At 43.8% G+C, this 25,840-nt stretch carries 31 protein-coding genes and 1 other RNA gene; 16 read left to right on the top strand and 16 right to left on the bottom strand.

All coding sequences use genetic code 11. The annotated features are described in order from the left end of the window. Nucleotides 1-69 precede the first annotated feature (69 nt). The 3 genes from K2Y22_04105 to K2Y22_04095 are packed head-to-tail and all read right to left on the bottom strand — an operon-like array spanning nt 70 to nt 2,143. Nucleotides 70-447 carry an HNH endonuclease gene (locus tag K2Y22_04105; GenBank protein ID MBX9877619.1) on the bottom strand — a complete coding sequence of 126 codons (378 nt, stop codon included), beginning with the start codon at nt 445-447 and terminating at the stop codon, nt 70-72. Between the two features lie 55 nt (nt 448-502). Next, a complete protein-coding gene (locus K2Y22_04100; GenBank protein MBX9877618.1) occupies nt 503-1,147 on the bottom strand; it encodes a thermonuclease family protein in 645 nt (214 codons plus the stop codon). A gap of 45 nt (nt 1,148-1,192) precedes the next feature. Then, nucleotides 1,193-2,143 (bottom strand): site-specific integrase, encoded by a 951-nt coding sequence (locus K2Y22_04095; GenBank protein MBX9877617.1) that lies wholly within the window; start codon nt 2,141-2,143, stop codon nt 1,193-1,195. Between the two features lie 206 nt (nt 2,144-2,349). Between K2Y22_04095 and K2Y22_04090 the strand changes: the two genes are divergently transcribed. After that, nucleotides 2,350-3,249, top strand: a complete 900-nt coding sequence (locus K2Y22_04090) for a 50S ribosomal protein L11 methyltransferase (protein ID MBX9877616.1) — start codon at nt 2,350-2,352, stop codon at nt 3,247-3,249. A 288-nt stretch (nt 3,250-3,537) separates the two neighbouring features. Further along, nucleotides 3,538-3,922, top strand: a transfer-messenger RNA (tmRNA) gene (gene ssrA / locus K2Y22_04085). A gap of 109 nt (nt 3,923-4,031) precedes the next feature. Here ssrA and K2Y22_04080 read toward each other — a convergent pair. From K2Y22_04080 to K2Y22_04070, 3 genes are all read right to left on the bottom strand, one after another. Further along, complete coding sequence (locus tag K2Y22_04080; protein ID MBX9877615.1) at nt 4,032-5,327, bottom strand: hypothetical protein; 1,296 nt, start codon at nt 5,325-5,327, stop codon at nt 4,032-4,034. A gap of 98 nt (nt 5,328-5,425) precedes the next feature. Then, nucleotides 5,426-6,565: a site-specific integrase gene (locus K2Y22_04075; protein MBX9877614.1), complete on the bottom strand. Its 1,140-nt coding sequence runs from the start codon at nt 6,563-6,565 to the stop codon at nt 5,426-5,428. Beyond that, the gene (locus tag K2Y22_04070) at nt 6,562-7,503 is read right to left on the bottom strand and encodes a hypothetical protein (protein MBX9877613.1); all 942 of its coding nucleotides are present in this window, start codon (nt 7,501-7,503) and stop codon (nt 6,562-6,564) included. The genes K2Y22_04075 and K2Y22_04070 overlap by 4 nt, the downstream gene beginning before the upstream one ends. 100 nt (nt 7,504-7,603) lie before the next feature. Here K2Y22_04070 and K2Y22_04065 point away from each other — a divergent pair, with 100 nt between their 5' ends. The 5 genes from K2Y22_04065 (at nt 7,604) to K2Y22_04045 (ending at nt 11,806) form a co-directional block, all read left to right on the top strand. Continuing rightward, nucleotides 7,604-7,861 carry a helix-turn-helix domain-containing protein gene (locus tag K2Y22_04065; GenBank protein ID MBX9877612.1) on the top strand — a complete coding sequence of 86 codons (258 nt, stop codon included), beginning with the start codon at nt 7,604-7,606 and terminating at the stop codon, nt 7,859-7,861. A gap of 1 nt (nt 7,862) precedes the next feature. Further along, nucleotides 7,863-8,282: a hypothetical protein gene (locus tag K2Y22_04060; GenBank protein ID MBX9877611.1), complete on the top strand. Its 420-nt coding sequence runs from the start codon at nt 7,863-7,865 to the stop codon at nt 8,280-8,282. Between the two features lie 2 nt (nt 8,283-8,284). Beyond that, nucleotides 8,285-9,895, top strand: coding sequence for a hypothetical protein (locus K2Y22_04055; protein ID MBX9877610.1), 1,611 nt, complete (start codon nt 8,285-8,287; stop codon nt 9,893-9,895). 278 nt (nt 9,896-10,173) lie between these two features. Continuing rightward, nucleotides 10,174-11,070, top strand: a complete 897-nt coding sequence (locus K2Y22_04050) for a hypothetical protein (protein MBX9877609.1) — start codon at nt 10,174-10,176, stop codon at nt 11,068-11,070. Nucleotides 11,071-11,254: 184 nt separating this feature from the next. Further along, nucleotides 11,255-11,806 carry a transposase gene (locus K2Y22_04045; GenBank protein ID MBX9877608.1) on the top strand — a complete coding sequence of 184 codons (552 nt, stop codon included), beginning with the start codon at nt 11,255-11,257 and terminating at the stop codon, nt 11,804-11,806. Between the two features lie 177 nt (nt 11,807-11,983). Here K2Y22_04045 and K2Y22_04040 read toward each other — a convergent pair whose 3' ends face one another. Beyond that, nucleotides 11,984-12,832 (bottom strand): hypothetical protein, encoded by an 849-nt coding sequence (locus K2Y22_04040; protein MBX9877607.1) that lies wholly within the window; start codon nt 12,830-12,832, stop codon nt 11,984-11,986. A gap of 450 nt (nt 12,833-13,282) precedes the next feature. Here K2Y22_04040 and K2Y22_04035 point away from each other — a divergent pair, with 450 nt between their 5' ends. Then, a complete protein-coding gene (locus tag K2Y22_04035) occupies nt 13,283-13,669 on the top strand; it encodes a hypothetical protein (GenBank protein MBX9877606.1) in 387 nt (128 codons plus the stop codon). A 28-nt stretch (nt 13,670-13,697) separates the two neighbouring features. Here K2Y22_04035 and K2Y22_04030 read toward each other — a convergent pair whose 3' ends face one another. The 3 genes from K2Y22_04030 to K2Y22_04020 all read right to left on the bottom strand — a co-directional run bounded on the left by K2Y22_04030 (nt 13,698) and on the right by K2Y22_04020 (nt 15,636). Next, nucleotides 13,698-14,840, bottom strand: coding sequence for a hypothetical protein (locus K2Y22_04030; GenBank protein MBX9877605.1), 1,143 nt, complete (start codon nt 14,838-14,840; stop codon nt 13,698-13,700). Nucleotides 14,841-14,852: 12 nt separating this feature from the next. Then, a complete protein-coding gene (locus K2Y22_04025) occupies nt 14,853-15,326 on the bottom strand; it encodes a hypothetical protein (protein ID MBX9877604.1) in 474 nt (157 codons plus the stop codon). A gap of 79 nt (nt 15,327-15,405) precedes the next feature. Continuing rightward, complete coding sequence (locus K2Y22_04020) at nt 15,406-15,636, bottom strand: hypothetical protein (protein MBX9877603.1); 231 nt, start codon at nt 15,634-15,636, stop codon at nt 15,406-15,408. Between the two features lie 306 nt (nt 15,637-15,942). Here K2Y22_04020 and K2Y22_04015 point away from each other — a divergent pair, with 306 nt between their 5' ends. After that, a complete protein-coding gene (locus K2Y22_04015) occupies nt 15,943-16,596 on the top strand; it encodes a hypothetical protein (GenBank protein MBX9877602.1) in 654 nt (217 codons plus the stop codon). Between the two features lie 16 nt (nt 16,597-16,612). On the opposite strand, the gene K2Y22_04010 is transcribed toward K2Y22_04015, so the two are convergent. Continuing rightward, nucleotides 16,613-17,551, bottom strand: coding sequence for a hypothetical protein (locus tag K2Y22_04010; GenBank protein MBX9877601.1), 939 nt, complete (start codon nt 17,549-17,551; stop codon nt 16,613-16,615). A 193-nt stretch (nt 17,552-17,744) separates the two neighbouring features. Then, on the bottom strand, nt 17,745-18,806 hold the full coding sequence (locus K2Y22_04005) for a hypothetical protein (GenBank protein ID MBX9877600.1): 1,062 nt from the start codon (nt 18,804-18,806) through the stop codon (nt 17,745-17,747). Nucleotides 18,807-18,893: 87 nt separating this feature from the next. Here K2Y22_04005 and K2Y22_04000 point away from each other — a divergent pair, with 87 nt between their 5' ends. After that, a complete protein-coding gene (locus tag K2Y22_04000) occupies nt 18,894-19,115 on the top strand; it encodes a helix-turn-helix domain-containing protein (protein MBX9877599.1) in 222 nt (73 codons plus the stop codon). A gap of 75 nt (nt 19,116-19,190) precedes the next feature. After that, nucleotides 19,191-19,832 (top strand): PDZ domain-containing protein, encoded by a 642-nt coding sequence (locus K2Y22_03995; protein MBX9877598.1) that lies wholly within the window; start codon nt 19,191-19,193, stop codon nt 19,830-19,832. Here the strand turns inward: K2Y22_03995 and K2Y22_03990 are convergent. Beyond that, the gene (locus K2Y22_03990) at nt 19,800-20,219 is read right to left on the bottom strand and encodes a thermonuclease family protein (GenBank protein MBX9877597.1); all 420 of its coding nucleotides are present in this window, start codon (nt 20,217-20,219) and stop codon (nt 19,800-19,802) included. The two genes, K2Y22_03995 and K2Y22_03990, sit on opposite strands and share 33 nt — an antisense overlap. A 233-nt stretch (nt 20,220-20,452) precedes the next feature. Here K2Y22_03990 and K2Y22_03985 point away from each other — a divergent pair, with 233 nt between their 5' ends. The 4 genes from K2Y22_03985 to K2Y22_03970 all read left to right on the top strand — a co-directional run bounded on the left by K2Y22_03985 (nt 20,453) and on the right by K2Y22_03970 (nt 22,659). Beyond that, entirely contained in the window at nt 20,453-20,725 is a 273-nt protein-coding gene (locus tag K2Y22_03985; protein MBX9877596.1) for a hypothetical protein, read from the top strand. Nucleotides 20,726-20,743: 18 nt separating this feature from the next. Continuing rightward, on the top strand, nt 20,744-21,028 hold the full coding sequence (locus K2Y22_03980; protein ID MBX9877595.1) for a hypothetical protein: 285 nt from the start codon (nt 20,744-20,746) through the stop codon (nt 21,026-21,028). Between the two features lie 7 nt (nt 21,029-21,035). Next, complete coding sequence (locus tag K2Y22_03975) at nt 21,036-21,830, top strand: energy transducer TonB (protein MBX9877594.1); 795 nt, start codon at nt 21,036-21,038, stop codon at nt 21,828-21,830. Nucleotides 21,831-21,948: 118 nt separating this feature from the next. Continuing rightward, nucleotides 21,949-22,659: a TonB C-terminal domain-containing protein gene (locus tag K2Y22_03970; protein MBX9877593.1), complete on the top strand. Its 711-nt coding sequence runs from the start codon at nt 21,949-21,951 to the stop codon at nt 22,657-22,659. Nucleotides 22,660-22,765: 106 nt separating this feature from the next. On the opposite strand, the gene K2Y22_03965 is transcribed toward K2Y22_03970, so the two are convergent. Genes K2Y22_03965 through K2Y22_03955 form a run of 3 tightly spaced genes read right to left on the bottom strand, consistent with a single transcriptional unit; the run spans nt 22,766 to nt 24,555 of the window. Then, nucleotides 22,766-23,350 carry a hypothetical protein gene (locus tag K2Y22_03965; GenBank protein MBX9877592.1) on the bottom strand — a complete coding sequence of 195 codons (585 nt, stop codon included), beginning with the start codon at nt 23,348-23,350 and terminating at the stop codon, nt 22,766-22,768. A gap of 23 nt (nt 23,351-23,373) precedes the next feature. Beyond that, nucleotides 23,374-23,685 (bottom strand): hypothetical protein, encoded by a 312-nt coding sequence (locus K2Y22_03960; protein MBX9877591.1) that lies wholly within the window; start codon nt 23,683-23,685, stop codon nt 23,374-23,376. 57 nt (nt 23,686-23,742) lie between these two features. Further along, a complete protein-coding gene (locus K2Y22_03955; GenBank protein ID MBX9877590.1) occupies nt 23,743-24,555 on the bottom strand; it encodes a hypothetical protein in 813 nt (270 codons plus the stop codon). A gap of 229 nt (nt 24,556-24,784) precedes the next feature. Here K2Y22_03955 and K2Y22_03950 point away from each other — a divergent pair, with 229 nt between their 5' ends. Then, complete coding sequence (locus K2Y22_03950; protein MBX9877589.1) at nt 24,785-25,780, top strand: hypothetical protein; 996 nt, start codon at nt 24,785-24,787, stop codon at nt 25,778-25,780. Nucleotides 25,781-25,840: the final 60 nt, after the last annotated feature.

The following is a 25,840-nucleotide window of genomic DNA, read 5'->3' as shown; positions in this document are numbered from 1 at the left end:
CTTTCGTTGAAAAGGTGTAGAGATTAGACCCCCCCACCCCTTTGCATTTTGAATGACACCATTGCTTACTCATGCTGACCTCTTCTTATTTCCGAAGCCACCATCGTATTTAGCAGTCTTATGTGAGTGATGTGAGTGACACAAAGCCTGGTAGTTACGCTTGTCGTTCCTGCCACCAGCTCGCAATGTTTCTTTGTGGTCTACATGCTTAGCGATCTGGTTGCATGTTGAGCCATCATCTAACAACCACTCGCAGAATGGATTCTCTTCGAGGTATTCTTTCCTCTCTTGCTTCCATTCTGTTGAGTTGTAGTCTTTGTTGTGGTCCTTGGGTCGTCTAGCTTCCCGATCTCTACGCTCTTTCAATGCATGCTGATCGCAACGAGACTTAGTGCCCGTTGCCTTGCATCCTATTTCTGCACAGATCTTTAATGGTGCTACTGCCAAAATACCGTCATCCTTACATAAGGCGACGGTATATTACCCGAACTAATCTATTTGTCTATATCTTCTCGTTCAGCTCATCAGGCATCAACGCATGATCTTTCTTCATCTTGCGCCATTCCCATGGTGGTATCGGTTGAGGTTGTTTCTTGTTTACATTCCATAAGCCGCGCTTGTGCTTACGCGCATCAACTTCTGCAGCTTCCATTTCTGGATTGCTTGGTTCGTATCGCCTAAACCACCAAGCAGCACCAAGTTCAACCAAGTTTTGATTGATACTAGATTGCTTGAAGTAATTAGCTGGAGTACCTTCCACTACATCAGCCCCTGCATACATATAAGCAATGGTTCTGCCATAGCGATCCCTTCCCGTCGGTATAAAGTATTGCCCGCGAGACTCTTCTAATGCTCTTCTTCCTGATACAGAAAGGATCTCTCGATTGGGACCTTTCGCCCAGTTATCTAGCCATAGCTTAGCTTCCATTCCATATGGCTGATCCAGCTCCGGTGCATCAATACCTGCCAATCTAACGGTGATTTGCTCACCACTAGTTGTCTTAACGGTTATTGTGTCGCCATCGTGTATATTCACGATTCGTGCATAGAATGCATCTGAATTCGTGGTTACCTTAAGCGGATCTGAGTAGGCTGCTGAAATCAGCAAACATATAAATAGAATGGGGGCTAGAAAGTACTTGAGCATAGCTAAATAATAGCCATGCTCAAGAGTTCAAATTATGAAACCTACTTAACTAGCTTTCTTGTCTTGACCTAGCCACTGGTCTTGTACAAGCTGCCGAGCTTCTAATTCGGCTTTCTTGCTTGTATGTCCATACACACGCAATGTCGTATCGAGTGTTTTATGATGCATTGCCGATTGAACGATCTTGACATTAACATTAGCTTCTAGCATTGCTGAAGCTAAGCTTCTGCGCAAATCGTGAATATTCAAATCGTCGATCTTAGCTTTTCTCGTTAACCCTTTCCATGCTTCCTTAATACATATAATTGGGGCGCCACGTCTTACCTTTGAAGGAAACACCCATTGAGATATTCTGGGTCGAGACAAGATGATGTCCAGTTCACGCATTCCCAATGGAATGATTTGGTCCTCTCCATTCTTATTCTCTTGTGTTCTCCATTTATGTTCGGGCACATTAACGTCTTGCCAGCGCATGCTTAAGATCTTTGCTTTTCTAACGCCAGTAAATAGAGCGAGATAAACGAAGTCTCTCAGATCGCGGTTTCTTGAGTTATCCAATACAAAGAACAACCTATTCATTTCATCGGCACTTAGAATGCGATTCCTTGCCCGTTCCGGAAACCGAGTTATGCCGGCAAAAGGATTCCGCCCATAACACATGTTCCAAATGACGCCCTTATTCCAAGCAGCCCGTAGGTATTGAATTGTCCGATTAGCAATTATCTTTGCTCGTCTACCTATATCCTGGTGCAAGGTTTCAGCATCATCACTCGTTATTGCTGATAGTGGTTTATGCATCAATGGGCGCGCATTCTTTCTCAGGATTTCCTCTATGTCCTTTTCAGCCTTCTTGCCCTTCTTTATATGGCGATCCAAATAAGCATCTATTAGATGCTGCAAGGTTGGCTCTTGCCATTTTGTTTGAGCTGCCGGCGTTGGCTGCAGCGAAGGCAATACAAAGAAAGAAGGGGCTTTGTTACCGAATTGATAGTTCATACATTCATTCTCCAAGGGACTCCGTTCCTTAATATTCCGCAAAGATGGGGGTCATTATCACTATGGATGGGCATATTACGTAGCGAATGGGAATGTTACGTAGCAGCCTATCCTGGCTCAAAATCATCCGCCTGAAAGGGCGTGTCGGTTCGACTCCGACCTCCGGCAATTTTTAAAACCTCCCGTCGTCAAGGGATGGTCCAGATATGACAGACAAACGAAATTGGCTTCAGCTCGAATTTGAAGTAGATGCTGAACAAGAAGATTTGGCGTCGTGGTTAATGATTCGCCACGGTTCTACCGGCTGCGAAGTTGCGCCGCTGGAAAATTCGCGCGTACTTATCAAAGCAAATTTCGAAGAAGACAAAGCGACGGATGAACACATTGGCAATGTGAAAGCCTTGCTCGAAGAATACGGACTTGCTCCTTGTCTCAAGACTTTGCGCATTCAAACAATTGCTGATCAAGATTGGTTAGCAAAATGGAAGGAAGGATTTAAACCTTTCAACATTGGCATGATGTTTCTCGTCTGCCCTCCGTGGTTGAAGGATGAACTTACGCCTGAGCAATTGAGCGAAAGACATTTGGTTCTCATTGAGCCGGGCATGGCATTCGGCACAGGACTTCATGCCACCACTCGCTACTGCATGGAAGCAATGGAACATTTTGCAGTGCCGGATGATGTTGTTGATGTCGGTACAGGCAGCGGAATTCTTTCAATTGCTGCAGCTAAACTCAATCCGTCAGCAACGATTGTTGCAGTCGATACAGACTCCGAATCAATTCGTGTTGCCACAGAAAATCTCGTACTCAATGAAGTGAAAAACGTCAGGCTCATTCAAGGAAGCACTGAAGTTTTAGACAATCTGACATTTGATTTGATACTTTCAAATTTGACGTGCGAAGACAATATCGCCCTAATGATTGATTACTTACGTCTATTGCGACCATCCGGACGCATCATTTGTGCCGGAATTCTCGTTGAAAAGTTAAGTAAGTTGGAAGAGGCAATTGCCAGCTATCCGCTAAAAATCGTCGACAAGCAATTAGACGAAAAATGGGCGGGAATCACCTTGGAAAGAATCCCTGTGTCCATTAGAAGCTAACCGCACCGGGTCCTACTGTAGGGGCGCATTGCATGCGCCCGTGAAGCTGGGAACATTTCCAAAACCTTATGGTCTACAACACTAAGAAGCCCCGGATGGAGCTAAATGGACCGCCCTTGCCCCAACCCGCAAGCACTTGGAGGGCGGTAGCTACGGCGCTAGACTGACGCCGACCTGCTCCTGTTATAATGATTAGTCCGGGGCTTCCCCCCTTTGCACACTGATAATTGAATGACCTTTCCTCGTATTTACATACGACGACCATGTTGCGTCATTCAATGCAGACATGGGGGCGTTTAGATTCGACAGGGATGTTAGGTCTTAAGTTGCAGGTCGGGGTTGCTAGGAACCTCGTCAAAAACCCAGCAAAACAAAACAAATGCCAACAACAACGTTGTTGCTTTCGCACCGCGCGCTTTGCGCGCCGCTTAATCTACGAACTAGATAAGTAGCGAAGCTTGGTAGGGGCTTGATCACCCGCTGCTATCAGGCTAACCACGGTGATTGCTCTCAGACAAAATTAGCGATTGATAGTCTGAGCCAAGACATAATTGCAAACCCGGGAGGCCGTTCGAGCCTACGCCAGCGGTTCTGGTGGAATATCGAACTAAACTTGTAGTGGCTTAATTCCAGATGTCTTTGGACGCGAGTGCGATTCTCGCCGCCTCCACCATTTACTTCTTTGTGCTCTGAAATCATCACCATTGCTGAAAAATGGGATGTGCTATCGTAGACTGGTTGTCATTGTGACCAAATCTGTGCACAGTTAGTAGGCAATTCGTTTAACCATTACTGTTTGGGAATGTGTCTGCGAATGCGCTCTCCAATCCACTAATTAGATCTGGAACTAGCTGATTATCAAGAATGTGGGTCTGAACTTCGACACGAGTTTCTAGATGTAGAAAGAGAATCAGCTCGACGTAATCCTGCATGGTCATTAGATCTAAGTCGACATTAGAGCCAGCTGAGAGAATACGTAATGGTTCGGTCTGTCCACTTCCCGCAAATTGTTTTAGGTAACCGATCAACCTAGTGGTAGAGTCCGAATTGAGAAGTAGTGTTCGTTCTGCAATAGAAAGAGCAACATAATCTTTGTTACTGCGTATCTCCATTCGTGCCAATTCGTCCGAAGTAACTGATATCGACCTACTGCTTTGTGGTTTGGTCAAAGCAGCAGCTGTGTCTGGAGAGAAGCGATGAATTGCCGAAGGCGATTGAGCTTGCCTGATCAAAAGTATCGTTGATCGAAGGCTAGTCGGGCTGAGATCGCTGCGTTCAGTTAAAACGACTTCGTTGGCGGTTAGTAGCTCTAGAATTGCTTGTGCTGGAATTACTATGGCTATTCCAGCATTCAGAGGAACACGTCCTCCTACCAGAGACTCCTCATTGCTCTGTACGTCTGCATAGAGTTCATGATGACCGTTGATTAGTCCAAGCAGTCGAAACGGTTGCACCGCATTGGGATCAGCGCTAGTAGCAGTAGGATCGAAATGATCTATAAAAGTTGGTGCGCCGCTGCACCCTCCCCATGAGATGCTTTCTATTAAGTACGCATCCACGTTTCCTTTGGTAACTGGTCCCATACTTATGTTTATTTTTTCGTGAGGAAGAAGTGCTATTTTCCCCGAACGCACAACCGGCTGAATACGTTGTATGCCAGGGTGCCCTGTGAATAGGGAAATGAAGCGGACATCAGCGCCCTCTTTCGGGGGGATTTTTTTTACTTGCTCGCTTGATAGAAGCATACTTGTTGGAAGACATACTACCAGCGAGCGGTCTGGTGGTGGAAAGTGCAGAATGGCTACATCAGTCGTTGGATGTTGATGCCAGTCTTCGTATTTAACTTCTGCATCGTCAAATCCTGCGGCTGTGTTGTAACGTACAAATAGTGGCTTGTTTTTGTCTGCGAGTTCTAATGAATGGCGAGCGGTAACAAGATAAGGAAATCCTTTTCCTTCGCCTGACATTACGACAACAAAGAAGGCTGTTCCGCAGGCTACGCGGTTTGACTGCCCACTAACAGTGTTTAACCGTTCTTGCACAAGAAAGACAACATTCTGACGTATATTCGTAGGCATTTGCATAATAGCAAATTGTAAAACAAGAAGTGTCAGTGATCAATTGACCAAAATTGTCACAGGTTTAGAAAGACCACGATAAACACGCTAGTGGCGTGTTATGAGGAACTCGCACGTGTATTCGAGCTATTTCTATTAGACAGAAACTCCTCTAGGCGTTTCTCATTGATATTAGACGCGTCATCAATAAATCGTGCATAATGCTTGAATGTGGTTTGCAAACTGGAGTGCCCCAGCATCTTCGATACCCATGTTGGTTGCAAACCATTCTGTAAGCATTGGCTCGCAAATGTATGGCGTAATTGATAAGCCGGGCGATGTCTTACGCCGGCCTTGCTAAGTGCAATCCGCCATTCTCTATCTACATGTTTGTCATATGGTTGTCCATGCTTGTTGAGGAAAACATAGCCATTTAAGTGTTTGGTACTGCTGGCGTGAAGACTGGACAGGATCTGCCTCACTACTGACAGCATGTATATGACTCGTTTGCTAGACTTTGTTTTTGTTGTGTTTTCTAGTCCTCTAACTCGCCCTTTGTTAATGTGAATTTCGTTGCGCTGGAAATCGATATCAGACCATCTTAAGGCGAATAGTTCATCTGGTCTTGCTCCAGTCCATGCGAGGCAGAGAAACAATGGTTGCTGATAGGGTTTCATACACGTTATTACCTTATCTAGCTCATCGGCTGTTAACGGATCAATATTTGGATCTTCCTCTCTGAGTTGACTAACATATAAGGCAGGATTATCGCCGATTAGTTTTCGTCGGACGCAAGTTTTTAGGATATAGCGCAACGGACCAAGGATGTTATTGGTGCGAGTAGCTGAAACAGATTGTGATATGTCTGCTTGAAAGCGAGCAATTTGATCTTCGGTAATTTGATCGACATAGAGTTTCCCAAATGTAGGTAGAAGGTAGTTTTTCAGAATCTCGCGATAGCCCCTTAGGGTGCTTGGCTTTAGGTGTGGTCTTTCAGCAATATATGCCTCTGCGACTTCGGCAAAAGTCTTACGCTCTCTAATTTTGAAGAATTCCTCCAAGCCTGACATATCACCAGTAACGCGGAATAGTGCTCGTTGACTTTTGAGTTCTGCAAGTACTGCCTTTGCTTTTGCTTTCTCCGGTCCGATTGATTTGCGGTGCAATATACCGTTTATCATTATGCGAATGCACCAGTTGTTCCCACGCTTGTAAAGGCCATTATTCACTTTTTCATTTGATTTATTTTCTTTGGTCATTTTAGTCTCTCCAATTTTGGACCTTTTGTTTGTTTGGCCGATCTAACTCGTCCGATGTTATCGTGATACCACTTTTGACAGCCAGCCCTGTCGCAAAATCTTCTATCGCTTCTTGGCTTGCGTTTACTTTTTTGTTTTGGCTTTGCCGCAAATAAGGGTTTTGGACAATTTGGGTTTTTGCAAATAATTATCCCGGTGGCGCCCGTAAACTGATTGAATAATTCCAAGTACATTGCTTCAATCGGCTGCTTCAGATCGAAGAATGTTTTTCCTTTGAAATCCACTGTCGGATGTACATTGCTGAGATGATGATTAATATGGTGAGCAATGTATCTTCTGGTGAACTCGAGTCTTTTGTTTCGTTGTCGCAATTGCCCTTGCCATTCCTTTGGTTCAATATGACGTTCAAATTCTTTTTCACTTTCATCACTAGAAAGTAGTCCATCTTCCCAATCTGTGTATGCACTGGCAGTAGGCGATGGACTCATTGAGAGAAGTTTAGATTTTCTATGGGGTTTATAAAGTGGATGCTCTTCTGGAAACTCAGAATCGTTGGCTTGTACACACAGCTTAAGATAATCATGATCGGCTTGCCGAACTGCTTCCATCAAAGTTAAGTGCCATCGCAGTCTGGCAGCTATACTCAACAACCCGTTTGCAGTCACCAGTATTTCTGTAGCTTCTGTGACCAGGTCTTTAGAAAGTACCTGATTCTCCTGAATCCTTTTTCTGTCCGGTAAGCCAAAACGTCTTAGGTACCTGAGTAGTTTCGTGGCGTCCGTTGCGTTTACAAAAGTTTCCAGCATAAAGGCTCGATGCTTTTGATACGCAAAATCAATCTTAAGGAAGGACGGATTGGCGGAAGTCGTCTCTAGGATGACCCCTTTAAGATGAAAGTGCTTATATTGACGCTTCAAAAGGCTGTACTGTCCTGCCATTTCGGTTTGGACCTCTGATTAAACTCTGAATTATGTATATTGTACTGCATAACAGCCTCAATGACAATATGCGAAAACGCACCAGGAGGTAGCAAAAGATATGGCAACAAGAAAGTCACAATCGAACGAAGTTATACAGGAAGGTTTTTCAATTCCCGAGCTTTCCCAAAGGTATGGGATAAGCCAAACGAAATGGTGGCACGAGGTTCACACTGGACGTCTGGGGCACGTTCGTATCGGACGCCGGGTCGTTATAACTAGGGCACAGCTGGACGAATACCTTAATCGCAACGCTGCTTCCATTTTTGATCCAAGGGCAAAGGCAAAAAATGTGTCAGTAAAAAGAGGAGGTAATTAAATTGATTAATCAGTTCAATAGTGAACACATCCTCCAGGAGTTAATCACTGAAAAAGGTGACGAACACCTTTTAGTCGAGATTACAACCGTTTGCAAATGTCCGAGGGATGTTGAAAGAGCCTACTATTCAATCGATGAAGTTTTTAGGCAAATTCAACACAAGTCAGGAACTAAACTTTATTGCTGGTCACACGCGCCTGAAGGTGCTGAGCAAGAACCACAGCTAACAATTGTATGGAAATGTCTGCTGCAATTCGGTTTGCCGGTCGATATAGATGCGTTTCGTTCTTTCTTGACCCAAAATGAGCTTGAGGTTAAGTCGACTAAGTTAGTGACGACCTGCGAGGAGTTTGATGAGACCATAGATTTACTCGATCACATCGATGAAACTGGCTGGCTTCCTGGGATAACTTGGGGGTAACTATGACTGCAACAATGGAACAGCCCCTGGGTCAAGGGGCTGCACAGTTCGACGATGTTGATACCCATTCTACCTCAAGCAATGAGATCAAATCATCCGTGCACAATAAATTGCAAGGCAAAAGCGCTGCTGGTCCAACGATTCCTTTGCAAACTGAGGAAGAGGTCATCCGCCTAAGTCTCCTGAAGCTTGCACAAAGCGAGCCTGACGAGCTTAAAGTTGACGTCGAGCTAGAGAAGTTTCGTAAGAAATACAATGTTGGCAAAAGGACGCTCAAAAGTACGTATAGAGTCATATACGACTCTCTCAAGAAGCAAACGGAAAGGAACGCAAAGGAATCAGCTCAGCAGCTGAATAAGGAAAATAGGGATCCTGAGGAAGAGCGCAAGCGCAAGGAAGAGGAAGAGGAATTTCAAAAAGCTATATGCAAGCGAACTGATGAAATCAAGACGTGTCCAAACATCGCTCATGAACTCCAAGAGACGTTAAAAAGACACTTCGGCTACATAGCTGACATGAATTTGGCTGGCACGATTTCAATTAGCCACGGATCGCGGCTTCTTTCGCGAAGTATGGGATTTGTTTTCTCTGGTCCAAGTGCTTCTGGAAAAAGTGATGCAATCGTGAAAGCCTCGAACTTGCTTCCGCCGGAAATCGTGATTAACAGTACCAGTTATAGTAATCGAGCACTTTTCTATCTTGGTTCGCTCAGGCATAAGTATGTGATTGGCGGTGAACTCAAGATCTTGAAGAAGGGAGAGGACGATGATTGGCAACAAGCATTTAGGCAATTAATAAGTGAGGGTAGCATTACAAGAACTGTTGTCGAAAAAGGTGCGAAGGGAGAACTTGGTGCACAGGTTCATACTACTGAAGGTCCGGCGACTTTTACCTTGACGACGACTCTTGAACAAAATCAGTTCAACGACGAGTTTGCAAATCGGTTGAGCTGGTGTATGACCAAGGACGATGCGCAACTCACCGCGAAGGTGCTTGATTTGCAGGCTAAAATGGCTTCAATTGCATTTGATGCATCTTTAGACTATGCCAAGCGAGTAGAAGTTGAGGCGTGGCGAACTTTTCATAGAGGATTGAGGTCATATCCAGTCCAGATTCCTTATGCCAAGCATATTGTTCCTAAGAAACAGGAGGTCACAATACGACGACTATTCCCTTTGCTTCTGAACTACACACAGGCAAACGCTCTTTTGCACCAGCATTGTCGAGAAGTAATTGAAGACAATGTCCAATCATATATCGTTGCCGACATTAATGACTACAAAGTAGCTTATGATTTAGTATCGGCAAATGCTCCTCGTGTTTTGGATCTGTTGAGTGCAAGGGGACGAAAAAACCTCACACTGCTCAAGGAAGAGTTCGGACATCAAGAGTTCACTAGGGCAAAAGCGCAACAGCTTCTTAAGGTTCCAGACTCTTCGGCAAAGAGATATCTCTCTGAACTTACAACTTCTGGATGCCTATGCATTTCAGACAACAAGGAAGGCAAGTCCTATCTCTACAAAGTAGTTGATGATGCTGTCCCTTTCTTGGAGGATTTGGGACTGGTACATCCCGATGAGGTCATCGGCTTAATGCGTTGGGCCGATGGGTGAGCCGATGAAAGGTACAACAGATGCGCATTTCGCCGATTCGGCTCAACAGATAACAGGAAAACGATATATAAAGTAAATCGTTTCTCTCTCTGTAATTCGGCTCAAATTGTTTCTCTGTTGATTCAAATTGATGGACTTTTGAGCCGAATCGGCAAAAGGTGTTGCTAGTGCACGTTTTTGTTGGCTCAGGGCTGTTGGTCCAACTCATACTTGTGAGCCGATTGTCGTTTGCGACGTTTGGCGTTAAGTGGAATTGACTGTTATGGAGGTCACTATAAATGGACAGTATTTCAGATAATCTGCTGCAAACTTTTCTCTTGAGATTCGCTAACCGTTTCGACGTGTATGCAGAACAGTGGACTGACGGTGAAAAGCATGGTTATAAACCAATTTACCAGCCAGTAACTACTTCAATAATTTGTGCACACATCCTTGGACAGGTAACGATTGGCTTTTACGGACATGACCTACAGAGTGAGTCTCGATGGCTATGTGGCGATTCGGATGTTGAGGATGGCTGTAGTAATCAGCTTGCCGATGCAATGAGTGCTCATGGATGGCGTGTAATTAAAGAGGGTAAACGTCCAGGGCGCGATGGACATTTTTGGCTCTTCTTTGATCAACCTGTACCGGCTAGAGCACTCAGGCGGTTTGCAAGGGCTTTTATGAGAAGCACCGGTATAGCGGAGAATCATCTAGAAATTTTTCCAAAGCAGGATAAGTTAATTGATTTAGGCAATCTTGTCAGAGGACCTCTGGGCATTCATCGTAAACCTGAGGCAAATGGCTGTAGGGGCTGGTTTGAAGGTCCAGAAAGAGATATACAGAGTCAGCTGGAATGGTTCGCTTCTCAACGTCCGAACCGTGCGGATGACCTGTTAAGTCTTGTGGATGAGCTTGATTCAAGGGAGATCACAAATGTCAGGACTAGCTCAGGATTTGGCAGTATTCGTTCTCGCAGAGGGGAAATGGATTGGGTTAGATATGCTGAGGATAATGGCTACTGCCATGATGTTTCAAAACCGTTTTGGAGAGGTCCTTGTCCTGCCTGTAAATTGATTCGACGTGACTCTGACGATAATCACTTGTGGATTTCTGATACGGGTGCTGTTGGTTGCTGGCGTGGGTGCTCCGTCCTTGAGATTCGTGAGGCTATCTGTGGTAGCTCTCGGTAATTTGTCCTTCGATTTTTACGCAAGTTTTCCAATAGATTCATGATTCTTAGCGAGCGAAGAAAGGTTGGGGTATCGGCGGAATTATCCGTTGTTGCTCGAAAAATCAATCCTACTGGAATTATCTAGTAGGATTGATTTGAGCGTACACATGTTCGTAACCGCCATTCCCTAAGCTACATGGACTATGCCAAGAAGAACCTTCACTAAAGAACAAAAACTTGACCTTATCGCAGAAGCCCAGGAATCGAGCTTTTCTGCTGTGGCGGAAAAGTATGACTTGCAATCTAGCCAGCTATTTGACTGGAATAAAAAACTATTGGGAAGCAGGCGGTTGTCCACAGTTGACGAAGATGAGCTTACGTTATCCAAAGAACTCTATTCAGACATTCAACAAATTAAGACGATCCAACGGCTAATCGTTGATGGCAGCGATAGTCTGTTGGCGAAACTACGAAATAGTCGTAGTGATGCTTGTAATCAAGCCAATGCCGTTCGTGCAATCAGCTCTGCCTTCTGCGAGCTTCAAACTCGGAAGACTGAACTTTTGGATCGGTTGGCTTTATGCGCGACTCCTCAAGCGGATGTAATCGAGGATGATCCTGCCAGAGCATTCTTAAAGTCTCCAGCGGTGCGCAGAATTGGTGAAATGGCCAGTATCGAGATTATCAAAGAATACATACTGAAAAAAGAAATTACCAGCGTTCAAAAATCGAGCAACGTGCCAGTTTTATCATAAGACAGGCTTTCAGTAGGTATATGAGGCCAGCCAAATTTGTTTAATCCATTAGGGTCTGACAAACTTTATCCAAGGTTATGCACATCGTCTCTCTAATGCTGCTTTTTAGGCTTTGTAAGAGCGCTGAAAGGACGAGAAATTAGAGGAAAGCGTGTTGAGTTGGAATGATTCGGAGCCCTATTTGTTTTTACCATCAAAGATTGTTTTGAGTGATCCATGCGTAAGTAGTGGAACTAAAGCCTCAATATAAGCTAGTTCAAGTTTAGTTGACGTTAGAATGCGATCCTGAATCATGTATACTGCGTTAATTAGACCAAGCGCACCATCTTCGTCTTTAAGGGGCAAGTAGTTGCTTGGGGCGCCCGAGTCAATAGGCGTTTTTATAAAGAGATATTTTTTATTAACATGAATCAAATCTGGCCAGTGTTTGCGAGGGATCGAATGGTTCGCTTTGTAGAATTCTTCAACAGCTACAAATACGTTTTCACCATCCATGCCTTTCGGAGCGTAAATAATCTTTACGGGTAGATTATCGTGTAGATTGCTCTTCGCTGATTCTATTGATTTTTCCGAATTGCGTATAGCTAAAGTGGGAATTGATGCTATGTTTGCTAATGAGTCATTAAGTTCTGCTGTATTGAGGTTAGACTTAAGGCACACAACAGCAAGTGTTCCCTCTATACATGCGAGTGACTTTACAGTGTTCGGTATGTTATAGCGTTGAGATAGATTCGTTGTGATGATAACATCCATTTGTTTGCTTTCATGTCCATCTATACCGAACACGTAGCCGCCAAGAAAGACGTTACAGACAGAGGGTAGATGGTTTTTCAAGAATTCAGCATATACCCATTCTCGTTGGATACCAATATCTGTTGTATTAGGGAATATAGATGCTATCGCCGAACTTCCTGCCAGCACATCTGCTACGCTGGAATAGTATTTCCACAGTCTTGGAAAAACTGGTCTGGCTGCTAGTGCTGCAAATTTGGGATTGTTGAACAAATCTTCAAACTTACCAGACATATCGATTCCTCGGAAAGTTTAGTGCTTAATTGATATACCCTATTTTTTGAGTAGACAATCAACGTTAGTAATTGTATTAGCGTCTTTGGTTGTAGACTAGCTCGCATACTCGGATTGAGTGGCACATACAAATAAGGTCATTGTCTGTTTGGTAGCACTGCAAGCTTTATGTTTTTCAATCTCCAGAGTTATGAAGTTTAGTGAGTGTGATGACCCACGTTCGATTACTATAAACTTTGGATACCTAGAACAGTGATTTTGGAATTGATTATGAAAGATCGTAAGCCTATAGCTGTAATAGAGTCAGGATCGAATTGTTACAGATTCCAAATGCGGTCGTTTATAATGCTTGATCGGTGGCATTTATCAATTGTGTTAAAAGCTTGGCGTAGTCTACTCTATCAGTGTTAATAATGTGATGTACTGATATGAGAGATGGAGGATACCTCTATGAAATTAGTTGGTTATGTATGCGGGTATGCAGGATTACCCACAACGAAAGAGCAGGAAGAGCAAATTAAAGAATTTTGCAAATTACAGAATCATGTCCTAGAAGAAGTAATTGAAGGCTCTTCGCCCACCGATTTTGCTAACTTGAATGCAGCCATCTCGACTGCTGACAAGCTTGACGGACTTGTTGTCTATAGTTATAGTCATTCGCTAGGACAGATTACTAAACCAATCGATATTAAAGCAACTCTGGAACGATTTGTGCAACAAATTCGTCCTAAGTCATTTTTTGCGGCTGATGGTAAAAGTGACTTAAGCACTGTGCAAGCAGACTATAAAAGTGCTAAGGCAAAGATTGATGTCGAAATAGCAAAACGAGGGGACTAACAAAATCGCACAAACGGTAATAACTTGGTTAAGTGGGAATACGCAAGGCTATGCCGTTGGATAGCACAATCTTATTTAGTTGCGAAAATTGACGAGGTTCTATTAAGCTTAGTAAGCTAGAGATGTTATTGTCTCTGAGCTGTCCTAAAACTTCACTACTAATGAGCATTAGATTTCCAAACGGGTCAAACCCGATTGCTTTGAAGTCATTTTCTGTGAGATCGAAATTATCAATGTCTAGATTCTTTCCCCGAACTAAACTATCGGCTAGATCGTCCCGATGAGCATATCTAAAAGCTTTGGCATAAGAGAGACGAATGAGTTGAGCTACTGCATCCACTGACTTGGGTTGATCGTTTTCAAATGTTGGATCAACGATATGAGTAGTAGTTGGCACTTTGCCGTTCTCAAATGCAAAGTGTGTGGCAATGAGGTAGTGGTGCTGATAGGGCGGAATGCTAATGGATTCCACGGAAGCTAGCTGTTCCAGACCCTGCTTGATGGCTGAAGCTACGGATGTTACTCTGCCTTTGCTTTCAACAAAGCAGAGCCTATCTTGAACCAAACAACAAAAGTCAGGACGCTTTTTGTTTTTGCGTGACTTCAGCTGTACAAAATTGTGAACGATTGCATGAGAGACATCTGCAATATGAAGGACGCCAAGGTAGCGTTTCATCAGCAAAAAGGATATTCCAAGTGATAACTCCTCACTGATCTGAGTCTTTAACCGGGACTCCATTTCTATGCATTCGATAGGCAACACAAGATTCTTACAATCGTTTGCTCGAAGTTGATCAAAATAATCACCGTATCTAATCAGAGTGTATGCCGCTCTTGCATTAGCCTGAGTGGTTGGAGGTGTCATTGCTATTCCTGCCTCAAGCAATAAGGTCGCGGGAGTTACTTCTTCCTGGTGCACACCAATGCTCTGGGTGCCGAAGCTACATTGTTCTATGCTTAGCCGCCACTTGAATGTGTTTAAGAAGAGGCTCGTGCTTAGTCGAGATCCAGTTAATCGAGCGGATACAAGCCCAACTAACAACGGTTTGTAAAGAACCGAACCAATCAGGTCAAATGGGATTGTGTCAGCTGAACGGTGAGGAAATTGCTCAACAAAATCTGCTACTCTACCGACTAGTTTTCCAAGCTCGATTCTTTCTTGTTGATTCATCAACACGTCCATTTAAAGTTCGTTTGATTTAGCTGCGGTTTCATGGATAATTTTTGGTGGAATTAGTTGTTTTAGTGCGGTAATGTCTGAAATACTAATTTCGGCCTGTTTTTTCCAATTGAGCATTAGTTGCTTCCATGCCTTCGTGCGCCTCAGGGCTTTAAAGCAGTCACTCGGCATGTGCCCCTTAAGATCGTTTATGTCGTAACATACGACTTGGAAACCGCGGGTTGTGTCTCCCGGCACTTTATGATCTATAGCCGCATACAGAGGATGACATCCCTTCCTTTTGATTGGTGTTCCTTTTCTTTTGTCAAAGATTAGAGGGGCCTTGGACAATGCACATCGATAGTGTTGCTTAATTAGCTGTTGCCTGAGGTCTTTGATTACAGCAATGGGGAAACGCTTGCTCTTTCGGAATAGCCATGCCTCTACTAGGCGGTTGAAAGGTGCAGATTCTAGTTTTTTAGGGGACTCTTTGATCACTGTTCCGTCTCCACCAATATCTTAAAAACTTATGCCTCCAAATGTTGAGGCGTTGATCAGCCAAGTGTTTTAACGATGGTTATTCCTGGATTGTCTTCATAGTGTTTTGCATTGATTTTGCCTGTTCATCTTGCCAATTTACAAAAAACCAGGCAGCGTAGATGCATGTAAATAACGTCAGTATTCCTATCGTAATAATGCCACTCCGTTGCTGCCTGGTTGACGCGAGTGCGATTTGTAAAACTTCAATGCCCTTGACGATTAAGTAGACAGCAAGCATGTCGGTTAGAATTTGAATCATTCCAGCCATAAGTTGTTTTCCTGAGATACGAAGTACTTTTTTGGACTTATACCCACTGGAGGATTCATTAATTTCCGGTACGGCGTTTTGTTTAATAATGTTTCTGGGTTATCTCATTAAATGTCCTAGTAATTCGGTGGGGATAGTCAGGTATAGAGTTTGGTCGACTTTGTGTTCACCAGACAAGCAAGACGGAAAATGTTGTGAGAGTCCAGAGGTGGCGAGCCTAGGGGTTTGTTAGCATGGAAGTGGCGCCGATTTGAGACTTCTCAGCTTGCTGGCGCTTTAAAAATTCAGCTAAAGCGAGGTTCTGTTATGACGATTATTTTTGCTGGCTATAATCCACAATCAAACAATCAAATTGATGAAGCAAGAGAGTGGAAGCTTTTTTGCGACAATATTCAGCAAATTATTAAACATGAAAAGGACATTTTCGCCTGTGGCGAATATTTCTTCTGCCGTCCAGCTTTTGCCAGGTATTCCTTGGCGTATTCCGATAGAGCTACACCACTCGTTGTTGGTTATTTGTTGTTGGCTTGGCGTAATGATTGGTTGACTGGGACGTGTCCAAAATGCTGCGAAAAGGTACTGGTAACATCCTTTGCTGGATCTTTTCTTAGCGGCAGCAATCGATGGACTGGTTTGTGTGTTTGCTGCCAGTGCAGGCAGAGAGGTTCCTGGGAAAGCGACTTTCGCAAGCGACTGTCATGCATGTCTAACCTGGGTAGATTGTTTCCTTCAGAAGTGACTTACTTGGAAAAAGGTAGTGAACACAAGCCAGAGGACGCAAGGCGACCGGTACGTAAACTGGTAGCAATCCCAGTGACACTTGGGGTTTTGATTGAAGAACTCAGAACTGGAGCAATAAGAAGAGGAAGTCCGCCGAATGTTCGGATGCTCAAAGACCAGTTCAGGTTTAAGTTTTTCAATCGGGTAAGACACCCTGTACGCCAGCCCCCTCTTTCTTGATGATGGATATAGCTCATTAATGTGCAGCACTAGCTTTGAGTTTCTGGAAAAGGTCATTCTGGTACATTGAGACAATGATTTCGTCTCTGTTGCGACTGACCATGATTCTGGTGTCGTTCTTTGTCCATACAAAGGCACCGGGTTCACTTTCGGTATCCGGCTCACCTTGCTTTTCTGTGATGTGGGTAATCAAATCAGACTGAGCATCTAGACCAAATGAACCCATAATCAATGCAAGGCGGTAGACACCTTTGTCATCAACGAACGTGTATATCGGCTCCCAGGGATTGCCCCACATGTCTTGAGCTGGACGCGTCAATATGTAGTTAGCAGTGGTTATATTATTTCGTGATGGAGGAATCTTTTCTATGAGACCAGAATATCCTAGGTCATCTAACATCTCTTTCCAGCACTTAAAAGACACTCCTAAACGGACAGGGCCATAAGTTACTCCGTAATAAGGTTCACCGTAATCAGATGTGCATTCTTTGTTTTCTTGTGGAAGCGTGAAGCCCGATGGTGACGGCGCTATATTAGCAGCCGAGCTAGGTAAAGGTTCCCAATTGTCAACTTTAATCCCACCCTTTTTAGGACTGGTCGTGTTATATACCACTCCGGTATCATACCTGCTGGGAGCAGGTGGATAACCAGCATTGTTTTCTGGGTTGACTACAAAAAAACTCAGACCGCCAGTCTTTAGTTCGGCCTTTTGGAAATTAATTGCTCCGCCTCTCGCCTCTGAATACTTAAACAACGGTCTCCACCGTTGATTTTGATAACTGGCGATGCTAATGCCGGTTGATGTGTGAAATCGCCTCGAATCAAATTCGATTTCGGATACCTTTCCGGTATCAAAATAGATGTTTAGGAAGTTTTGCTTTGATGAATAGTGCCAAACCTGCTTTTCTGTACTTGTTGGTTTGCCAAGAAGATTTTTGACCTTATCAGCCGACATGCCGAGCCGAATTTTTCCTAAGCCAAGTCCCGGCGATATTATCAAGTCCGATGAAGAATCCAGCGCGTGTACGGAGTGCATACTCATCGTGCAGATAATGACTGTTATGTAACCGAACAGTGAAAGTTTGGATAGGGCAGCCATACTAGTAACTCCTGAGAACACGGTCTGTCTTTTTTGCCACGCACCGCACTTAGCGTGACATACCACGCTTTTGCATTTCTTCCTCGAGCGACCAACGATATCGAGGATATCGCCAAAGTAGATTGACAATTTCGGATAATTCACTATTCGATAGTCTCGGAAGACGTTTGTGCAAGTTGTTCCATAACTGTCCGCCCCAGCTTGAATCTCGATTTTCTATCATCAGCGGAAGAAGAGTTGAGATGGGCAATTTTTCAAATGGATCTGCTCCACGACGAATGGCTATTGAATAAAGTAATGAATATGTTTCTGAGCCAAATGTAATCAGATCCATTGCTTTGAGGATATCTTGAGTACGCTCTGTGTCTTTTCGACGATATAAGGATTCTTTGGCTGCAAAATATTCTCGTGAATTGCGAGGGGAAGTATCCAATGCAACAACAACTTCTGCTAGCGGTGCAGCGGATAAATCCGCTATGCCCCTAGAGGCTTTAATTTGCGGTGATATGACTGCCATTTGTTTGGCTAGCTCAAGAGTTCCTCCCTCTTGAAGCAATCCGAGATTCGCCAGGCGAATATCACTAACGATAGTGGTCAAATAATCATCACCCTTGCTGATTAGAATACAAAAACGATCCTTTCCATGAGTCCAATTCAATAGCACGAACTTGCTATTTTCATCGTGATCATCAGGCGATCCATACTTTTGGTGAACGTCTGTCGCGAATGACTCGAAAGAGTTCAGCGGTATTTGCCCTTCTATTGAGGACAACCGGTAAGTATGATTGTCATTTACAAAAGTGAAATGTGTTGATTGCAGTAAATGTCCTAGCAAAGTTGGCGCTTTGACAGTAGTGCTGGTCCACTGCAAGACCTTGCAGTCACCTCTTTTCCCTAAGAGGCCTTCACCAGATACATAGCTGAGGGGCCATTGTTTAACGGTTGCAATTTGCTGAAAGTGTTCAAGAGGTATTCCTAACTCAATATCATCAAGAGATGCGGTGATAAAAGTATTGTCTCTGCCAATTATTGGCGTTCCATCTGGTATGGGACGTGCCAGGGATGGTGGCATTAATGTAAGCATCAATAAAATTACCATTCTGATCGACATTAATTAAATCCTTTCCACGTCTATTACTAATATAAGCGGAAGCGATAGCTTCTGGAAGTTATCGCTTCCCCAAGATTAAATATTAGGGTGAAAAAGACTAATCCCGTAGTCAAATTTGGGGCATTACTTCGCCAGATGCGTGAAGGCGCTGGCTGGACGCAGGAAGACCTGGCTGGCGAGCTAAATGCTGATAGAGCCTGGGTTTCACAACTTGAACGTGGCTTGAAGAACCCCAGTCTAATTACGATGATTAAACTGGCAGATGTCTTTTCAGTAAAAGTAACCTTTGCGGATTCTGAGCTGAATTAACAATTTTCTCAAGGTGGCTATAAGAGCTAAAATAGTCTTGAGAATACTTGTTCTACTTTTGCGTTGATGACTGCTATGCGAGTCTATTCTGCGATACTCATTATCGGATTGTTTCACGTACAGCTTGCAATGGCTCAGACGTTCGACTTGCGAGCTGAGAGAAACGGTTCTCTGGATACTGCCATTCAGGGACAGGGAAGCCGTAGCCAAGTCACTGAGTCGTTTGGTAGCTACAGGTCAGGTAGTCTAGACAACAATTCATCTCGTTTACCACAACAAGGGAACGCAGACGCCTCAATGCTATATGACTCTGTGCACCAACGGTTTCCATTGTCTGCGGATGAAAACAGCAACAGATGGGTATTAGAGGGCAAGGAAGAACGTGCGCCTGCTCAAAAGCATGGACAGACGCCGATTGGTGTCCTAGGAATCAAAATAAATCTTGCTACGGCTGAAGTAATGCTTGTTTTTCCTCAGAGTGATGCTAATCGACAGGGAGTTAATCCGGGCGATCAAGTTATTGAGGTTAATGGAAAGGCTTACAATCCAGCAACGTTCCAGCGTCTAGTTCGAGGTGTCCCGGGCACGACCGTCCAGATTAGGTTTAGGAGAGGACTGCAAACAAAGACGTTTCAATTAATGCGGATAGACGCACGAGCTGTAGCTCAGTACGGCGATTATTATTCATTCTGGGCTAGCCGGACCAGGTTTTGGTAGCGTTGGATGTGCTGTCGAATATTTATCGTGTTTTTCTTGCTTCCTGAACTCCCAAGGTGGGATTGGATTTGAATCTGACCATAGTCCTTTCTTTGTTTCTCTGGCTTGCAACTGCAATTGATCAAGTTCAGTGTCATTTGGTGCGTATTTGGAATACCACCAAGCGAGTCCTGTCCTCACTAGTTCTTTGTTCAGGCTACGGCCATCCGGTAACAACACAGTGCCAATTGTTCGACCGTACCTGTCCTTTCCATGCTCTTTTAGAGTTACGGTTTTGTTATAAGAGAGCGAAGAAGTAAATTGTTTGGCTTTTTGACCAAACGGCTGATGTTTTTCTGGGCAATCAATTTTGGCTAAGCGGATACGTATTAATTGTTGATTTGCCAAAACTGTTAACGTATCTCCATCGCTGACACCGACTACTTTTCCGGTTGTTTCTTGAGCAAAGACCGGCAACCATAGAGCGGCAATCAACCCAAAGATTAAAGTCGTAGACCGTACAATTTTCATATAGCTAGAGAAGTAAACATACTTTACTTTTATCGTGGAAGTGCATGGCTGTGGAAGTCTTCTAGGGCATATGTACCACTGAGACCTCGAAGTCTATCGGAGATTAATCTATGGGACGACTGCTTGTTCTTGCTGTCACATTGGGGGTGGCAACAACAGTCTGTCCCGATTTACTCGACAGACCTAGTGGCTTTGCCACCCTGCAATCTGCTTCTGCTACTAGTCCTCAAGACATTGTGGATTTCAATACTCACAGCCTCAAATATCATGATCCAAATTGCATCTGGGCTAAGCGCTGCACAGTCAATTGCATTAAGATTAGCCGGAAGGAAGCGAAGCAGCGCGGTGGCGTTCCGTGTAAGGTCTGCGGTGGTGGCGAATGATATAAAGGAGCAGACAATATGATAAAGCTCGAAGATCAGTTACAGGTTCGCAAATGGATGTGCGAGCAAATGATCAAATTACCGCCAGAATATATCAAAATTATGCTGGAGAAGATAACTGGAAATCCCGTTCTAATCAATGACGATACTTTTACATTTGAAGACGAATTTGACAGACGTGTCAAATTTACTCGAAAAGAAGTAAACGAACTAATTGAGCAACTGCAAAGTGCAACCGATCCACTAACGAATCTCTGTAACTCTGTTAACACTCTATTTAAACAAAAATTGGATGGTCATTAGGTGCTCAATGAAACTCTTTTATAAGGTGTTGCTCTTGGTCATAGCATTTTATTGTGGTAGCTATGCTGATGCACAACAAAACATTCAGTTAGCGTCTCATGCGCCTGGTTACCGCGACAGATTGCTCTACGCCTTGGCAGAGACATGGACTCGTGAGAACGGACCAATAACAGAGATTTCTATTGCGCCAGACGGTACATTAGCTTGGGTCGTAGTTATTGAAAGCAGCGGTGACGATAAATTAGACAAGCAAGCATTGGATGCCATCAAGCAAATGAGGCTCCCGGCACTCCCCGAGTGGACGAAGGTACGTCCACTAACAAAGCCAATTGCTTTTTACTTCAACATGTCGAAACTTCACACTGGTAACATTAAGGATGCAGTTTTTAGACCTGAACCGGCACGAGATTCGCTAAATCGGATTGTTACTTCACCGGTATGTACCAGTCAGTCTGGTCGACGGCTAACAGTCCACATCAAAACAGTCCGACAAAATATTGCGTCCTGGTGGGAAAGTGCTGGATTCCATACAGGCGCCCCAATAGTTCAAATTGATATACAGGCAGATGGAGCAATTCGCAACGTCAGAATAATACAGTCAACCAATTCGCCAAACATCGACCAAGCTATTGTTGAGAAGTTGCAAGCAGTTCGCTTTAAACCTTGCCCCGAAATTGCTGGCTTGGCCAGTGATCATGGATTAAGAATGACAGTAGATTTGCAAACTGGAGAGACCCCACCTGAGTATAGGTCCATAAAATCATCACCTACTATTGATTCAATTCACAAACAAGTGGAATAATTGGCGAGGAGGACTCAGTTACTCTCCATCGCTGCTGTTCCTCGTTATATAGCGCCAATAACTGAGATAATCGGCAACAATCAGTGTAGCCTATGAAACCCGGAGTAATTCAACCAAAATGTCCACCGTGAAAGCCGTTCCGTTTCCCGTATTGCTCTCAATGATGTTGTATATAGCCGCACAACCCTTGGTCTATTGTGGAGACACTGTTGCACAAACTACATCTGCAGTAAAAACAGACGGGTCAATGTCGGACTATTGCGACAAAATTGTCACTCAGATTAAAAAATCGTGGATTAAGGATCCTGAGATAACGGTGCCCATCCAGATGGAAATTACAGTTAGTTCCACAGGCAAGATCTCAGACATAAAAGGCACAGCAACTAACGATCTACGAATGTTCAAAATTGCGCAGCAGCAAATTCTAAAGTTAGGTAATGTGGATACACCACCATTGCAAGCAAAGCAGCCGCTTAGAATTTATTTGAGACTTTCAAATGAACAGGAAGGTATTACTGCTTCAAGCTTGTCAATTGCAGACCTTTCACCATACATGGAGCGAATGCAAAAAAGGGTTCGTCGATACTTCCACGTTCCCAACAAAGGCACATTTACTTGGTCAATATTTCAATTCAAACTTTGGCGTGACGGAACCATTTCGGACATCAAGCTAGTACGAAGTAACGGTTTTGACTATGCCGATTCCGCCGGGGAAAAAGCACTAGAAAACTCTAGCCCACAAGAAACAATGCCAGATGGTAGTCCGAGATTTATTGACACGCAGTTTAGGTTGGATTACCTACCCACCAAAAAACAAACCTGGAACTGACGCAAGTAGATTCAGCTTTGACGATCCAGCATTATCAGTGGGATAGTTGGTGCCCAAGCACCTAACTAGAGTTGCTCCAGATATGGTTCGCCTTTCGATAGACGGGTCATGACGTCAGGTTGTTTTTTTTTTGCGGAACATAAGTCTTGAATGATTTCAAATAGTCTAAAAACTCTGCCTTTGTCATGATCTTTGTCTTCAAAACGTCTTGAAGAATTTCTCGTCTCCCGTTATTAACAAAGGCTCTGGTATCGTTTGAAACAAATATATCGCGTTGATCTCTGACGTGCGCGGTAAGAATCATGGCATCTCGTAGTTGCCGACGTTGTCCTTTACTCAAGTGAGTGCGTTTGCCACGCTGCGGAAACGAATTGTTGCCGATTATTGACAGAATGAGTTCAAGAACATCGACTTCCTGATTACCAGCAAGAGAGCACGTGCCAAGTTCTGACTCACCAAGTACCCAGCTTTCTGGTATGGTCACAGGACCGTACACTGAGTGATCATAATATGATTCGTTCCACACGGCTGTTTCAGGAATTGTGCTGGATATTGCTCGCTCGATTGTTGTGCCATAAAGCTCCCTTTCGGTCACCGAGATATGAGCGCAAGAGAAACCGTGTTCCTTTACTAGTTGCGTTATAGCACTGTCGAGCGGATAGACATTTGTATCAAAGGTAGCGGAATGCAATAGCTGTATCCTCTTGGGGAGATCTAGGTTATAAATTTGGTAATACAATTGTGCTGATGTATCAAATATCGAACTGCATCAAGAAAATTAACGGACTTTGTTTTCATCACGAAAGCGAAGACATCCCCACCTTCGCCACACTCAATGCATTTAAATATGCCTCGCTCGGCGTCAACTTGAAAGGATGGCTGAGTTTTAGCACTGTGGGTGCGAAATGGGCAGAGTCCCGTAAAGTGATTGCCAGCTGGCTGGAGTGTGACGTGTTCGGAAATAACGTCCAACATCTTCACGTTGTCTTTTACGGTAGCAATTAAGTCCGGTGTAATTGTTTGCATCTTTGGCCTCTCAAAACCACAAGGATTTTTCTTTGCGCTCATTCGAGCAGGTATGAGTTATGAGGACAATAAACCGCTCAGATAGTTCTTTCCTTTTGTAGTGATGTGATATGTAATGTTGGTTATGCCATTTTTCAGGGGCTGCAGTTCGAGCAGTTCCATGATGCACATCTTTTGTGTGAGGTTGAAATATAGAGTCGGATTTGCAGGGTTGTGAAATATTTGTCCATTGCACTCTACCGAGCCTCCATCAGATGTATCCTTGTTCACAACAGCGCCATTCATTGCGGCCAATAACAAAGTGCGTATGGCCTCTGACTCATGATTTGGGAAAGCGTACCGGTCCGTCCACTTGAGAGTATCCAACATGTTTAGAAAGTCTTGCACAGTCTTTGCCTCTTTCGGCACGTCATCAATTGAAAGTATTCGTTTTAGGAAATGCGCTTGCGGGACTTGATCCCAGCGTAACGTGGAGATTTCCGTTCCACAGCGGAAGTGGAAACTCAGTACTGCAAGACCAACATCTTTAACAACAGTATGCTTATCCTTGACTCCTAAGTCAGAGAGGAATGTATGGTCTAGTCCAATCATAAAGTAGGCTTGTGTTCTATCATTTTTTGGATCAATAACTAAAAATGTGTACGTTGTTTGATGTGGATTGTCTTCACTTAGCTCGAATCGTACTTCGCATGGTCTTCCGCATAACATGAGCGAATTGTTGCTGTACCCGATTTGGAGAAAGTGTGCGTCTATCAGTCTAAGCATATGCTGATTGAGGCTTCTGCCAAGCTGATTGGCTTCCTCGTCCAATCGTTTTCTGTGCTCATCTGGAATACGTATAGTTAGGCTTGATGTATTGTCTGGTGGCATTGTCATTTTCTCTGGATTTACATACTTGCAAATTGCAAGCATATTCTTGCAGGAATTATTGATGAAGTCAATCTGCTTGAGTATCCCGAAAAACTCTTCTTGATATCCGCCTGTCTGGACTGACCAGCATCGTGAGGTATTGACACCAGGTTGTATGAGAACACATAATGTAGTGGTGAATACAAAATGTAATCATGATCGAAATTGGTAGCCAGAGGTGGTGAATGAAATGAGCGCTGAGAAGACCGTTACATATAGCCTGAGATTGCCCGAGGTTTGGAAAAGAAGGTTGGAAAGAACTGCTGACCACCAGGCTTTAAGCGTCAACCAAGTCGTCATGGATATCATTGGTCGGTACTATAAAGGCGCCGGATTTCATGATTCGACATCTATTCACTTGAAAAACGGTCGACGATTAGATGTGCGGGTGAAACCTGTGGAACAACATCCTCCTGGTATTCCAACCTGTTGGTTCTTTTTGGACGATCCAAGTCGTAACTGCGAAGTTGCATGTTATCAAATTGGAGCAAGCACCCAGTTAGTTAGGCAATTCGGGATTAGCTCTGCTGATGAATATGAGGTTGTATCAGAGCTTGGTTTGGCTCTTTTGCACTTTCACAATGAGCGAGGTGCCAACATCACGAAGCTTGAATGGCAACAGCTTCCTACAAAATCTGATCTTCGGATTTTGGATTTTTATGACTTAAAGAGGACGGACAAGACATACATAGTTTCCCAACCTGATTTTCATCAGGCGCTCAAACAACAACAGTGGCATGATCGTTATCTAAAAGCAGACGTCAGGCCGGTTTTATCAAAAACTATAGCTTTGACACTGCAACAAGAAGCACGACGGCATTATGATGCGCATATAGCCTTGCTAATCGAGCAAGATCAGGATGGTGTTGCACAACTAACCAAGGAGCGTGATGAAGTGGTCGATTTAATAAATAATCTTGTGCCAGAACGATTAACGAAGCTTGGATCTCACGATGAATTACTAAATGATAAAGAGGTCCATATATTTTCGGAACGATGGAAGGCGGGACATCCAGACTTGCCAAACAACCGAGTTATTCTTGAGATTGGTACTGCAACCGTCGATCAGACAATTGCTAATTTCGTTTATACCTACCTGGGGTTCTTTGTCGATAGTGGTCAACCATACATTTGCCGTTGGATAGAAAATGGCAACGAAATGGAACGCCAACTGATAGCCCCATAATGTGTAATCATGAAGCTACTCTATTTGGTGCTAATTAGTACACTTTTGGAAAAATTTCCT

The organism is Candidatus Obscuribacterales bacterium, assembly GCA_019744775.1.
Classification (GTDB): domain Bacteria; phylum Cyanobacteriota; class Vampirovibrionia; order Obscuribacterales; family Obscuribacteraceae; genus SBAT01.
Note: the sequence above shows the minus strand (reverse complement) of the source record. Positions and strands in the feature narration are given on the sequence as shown.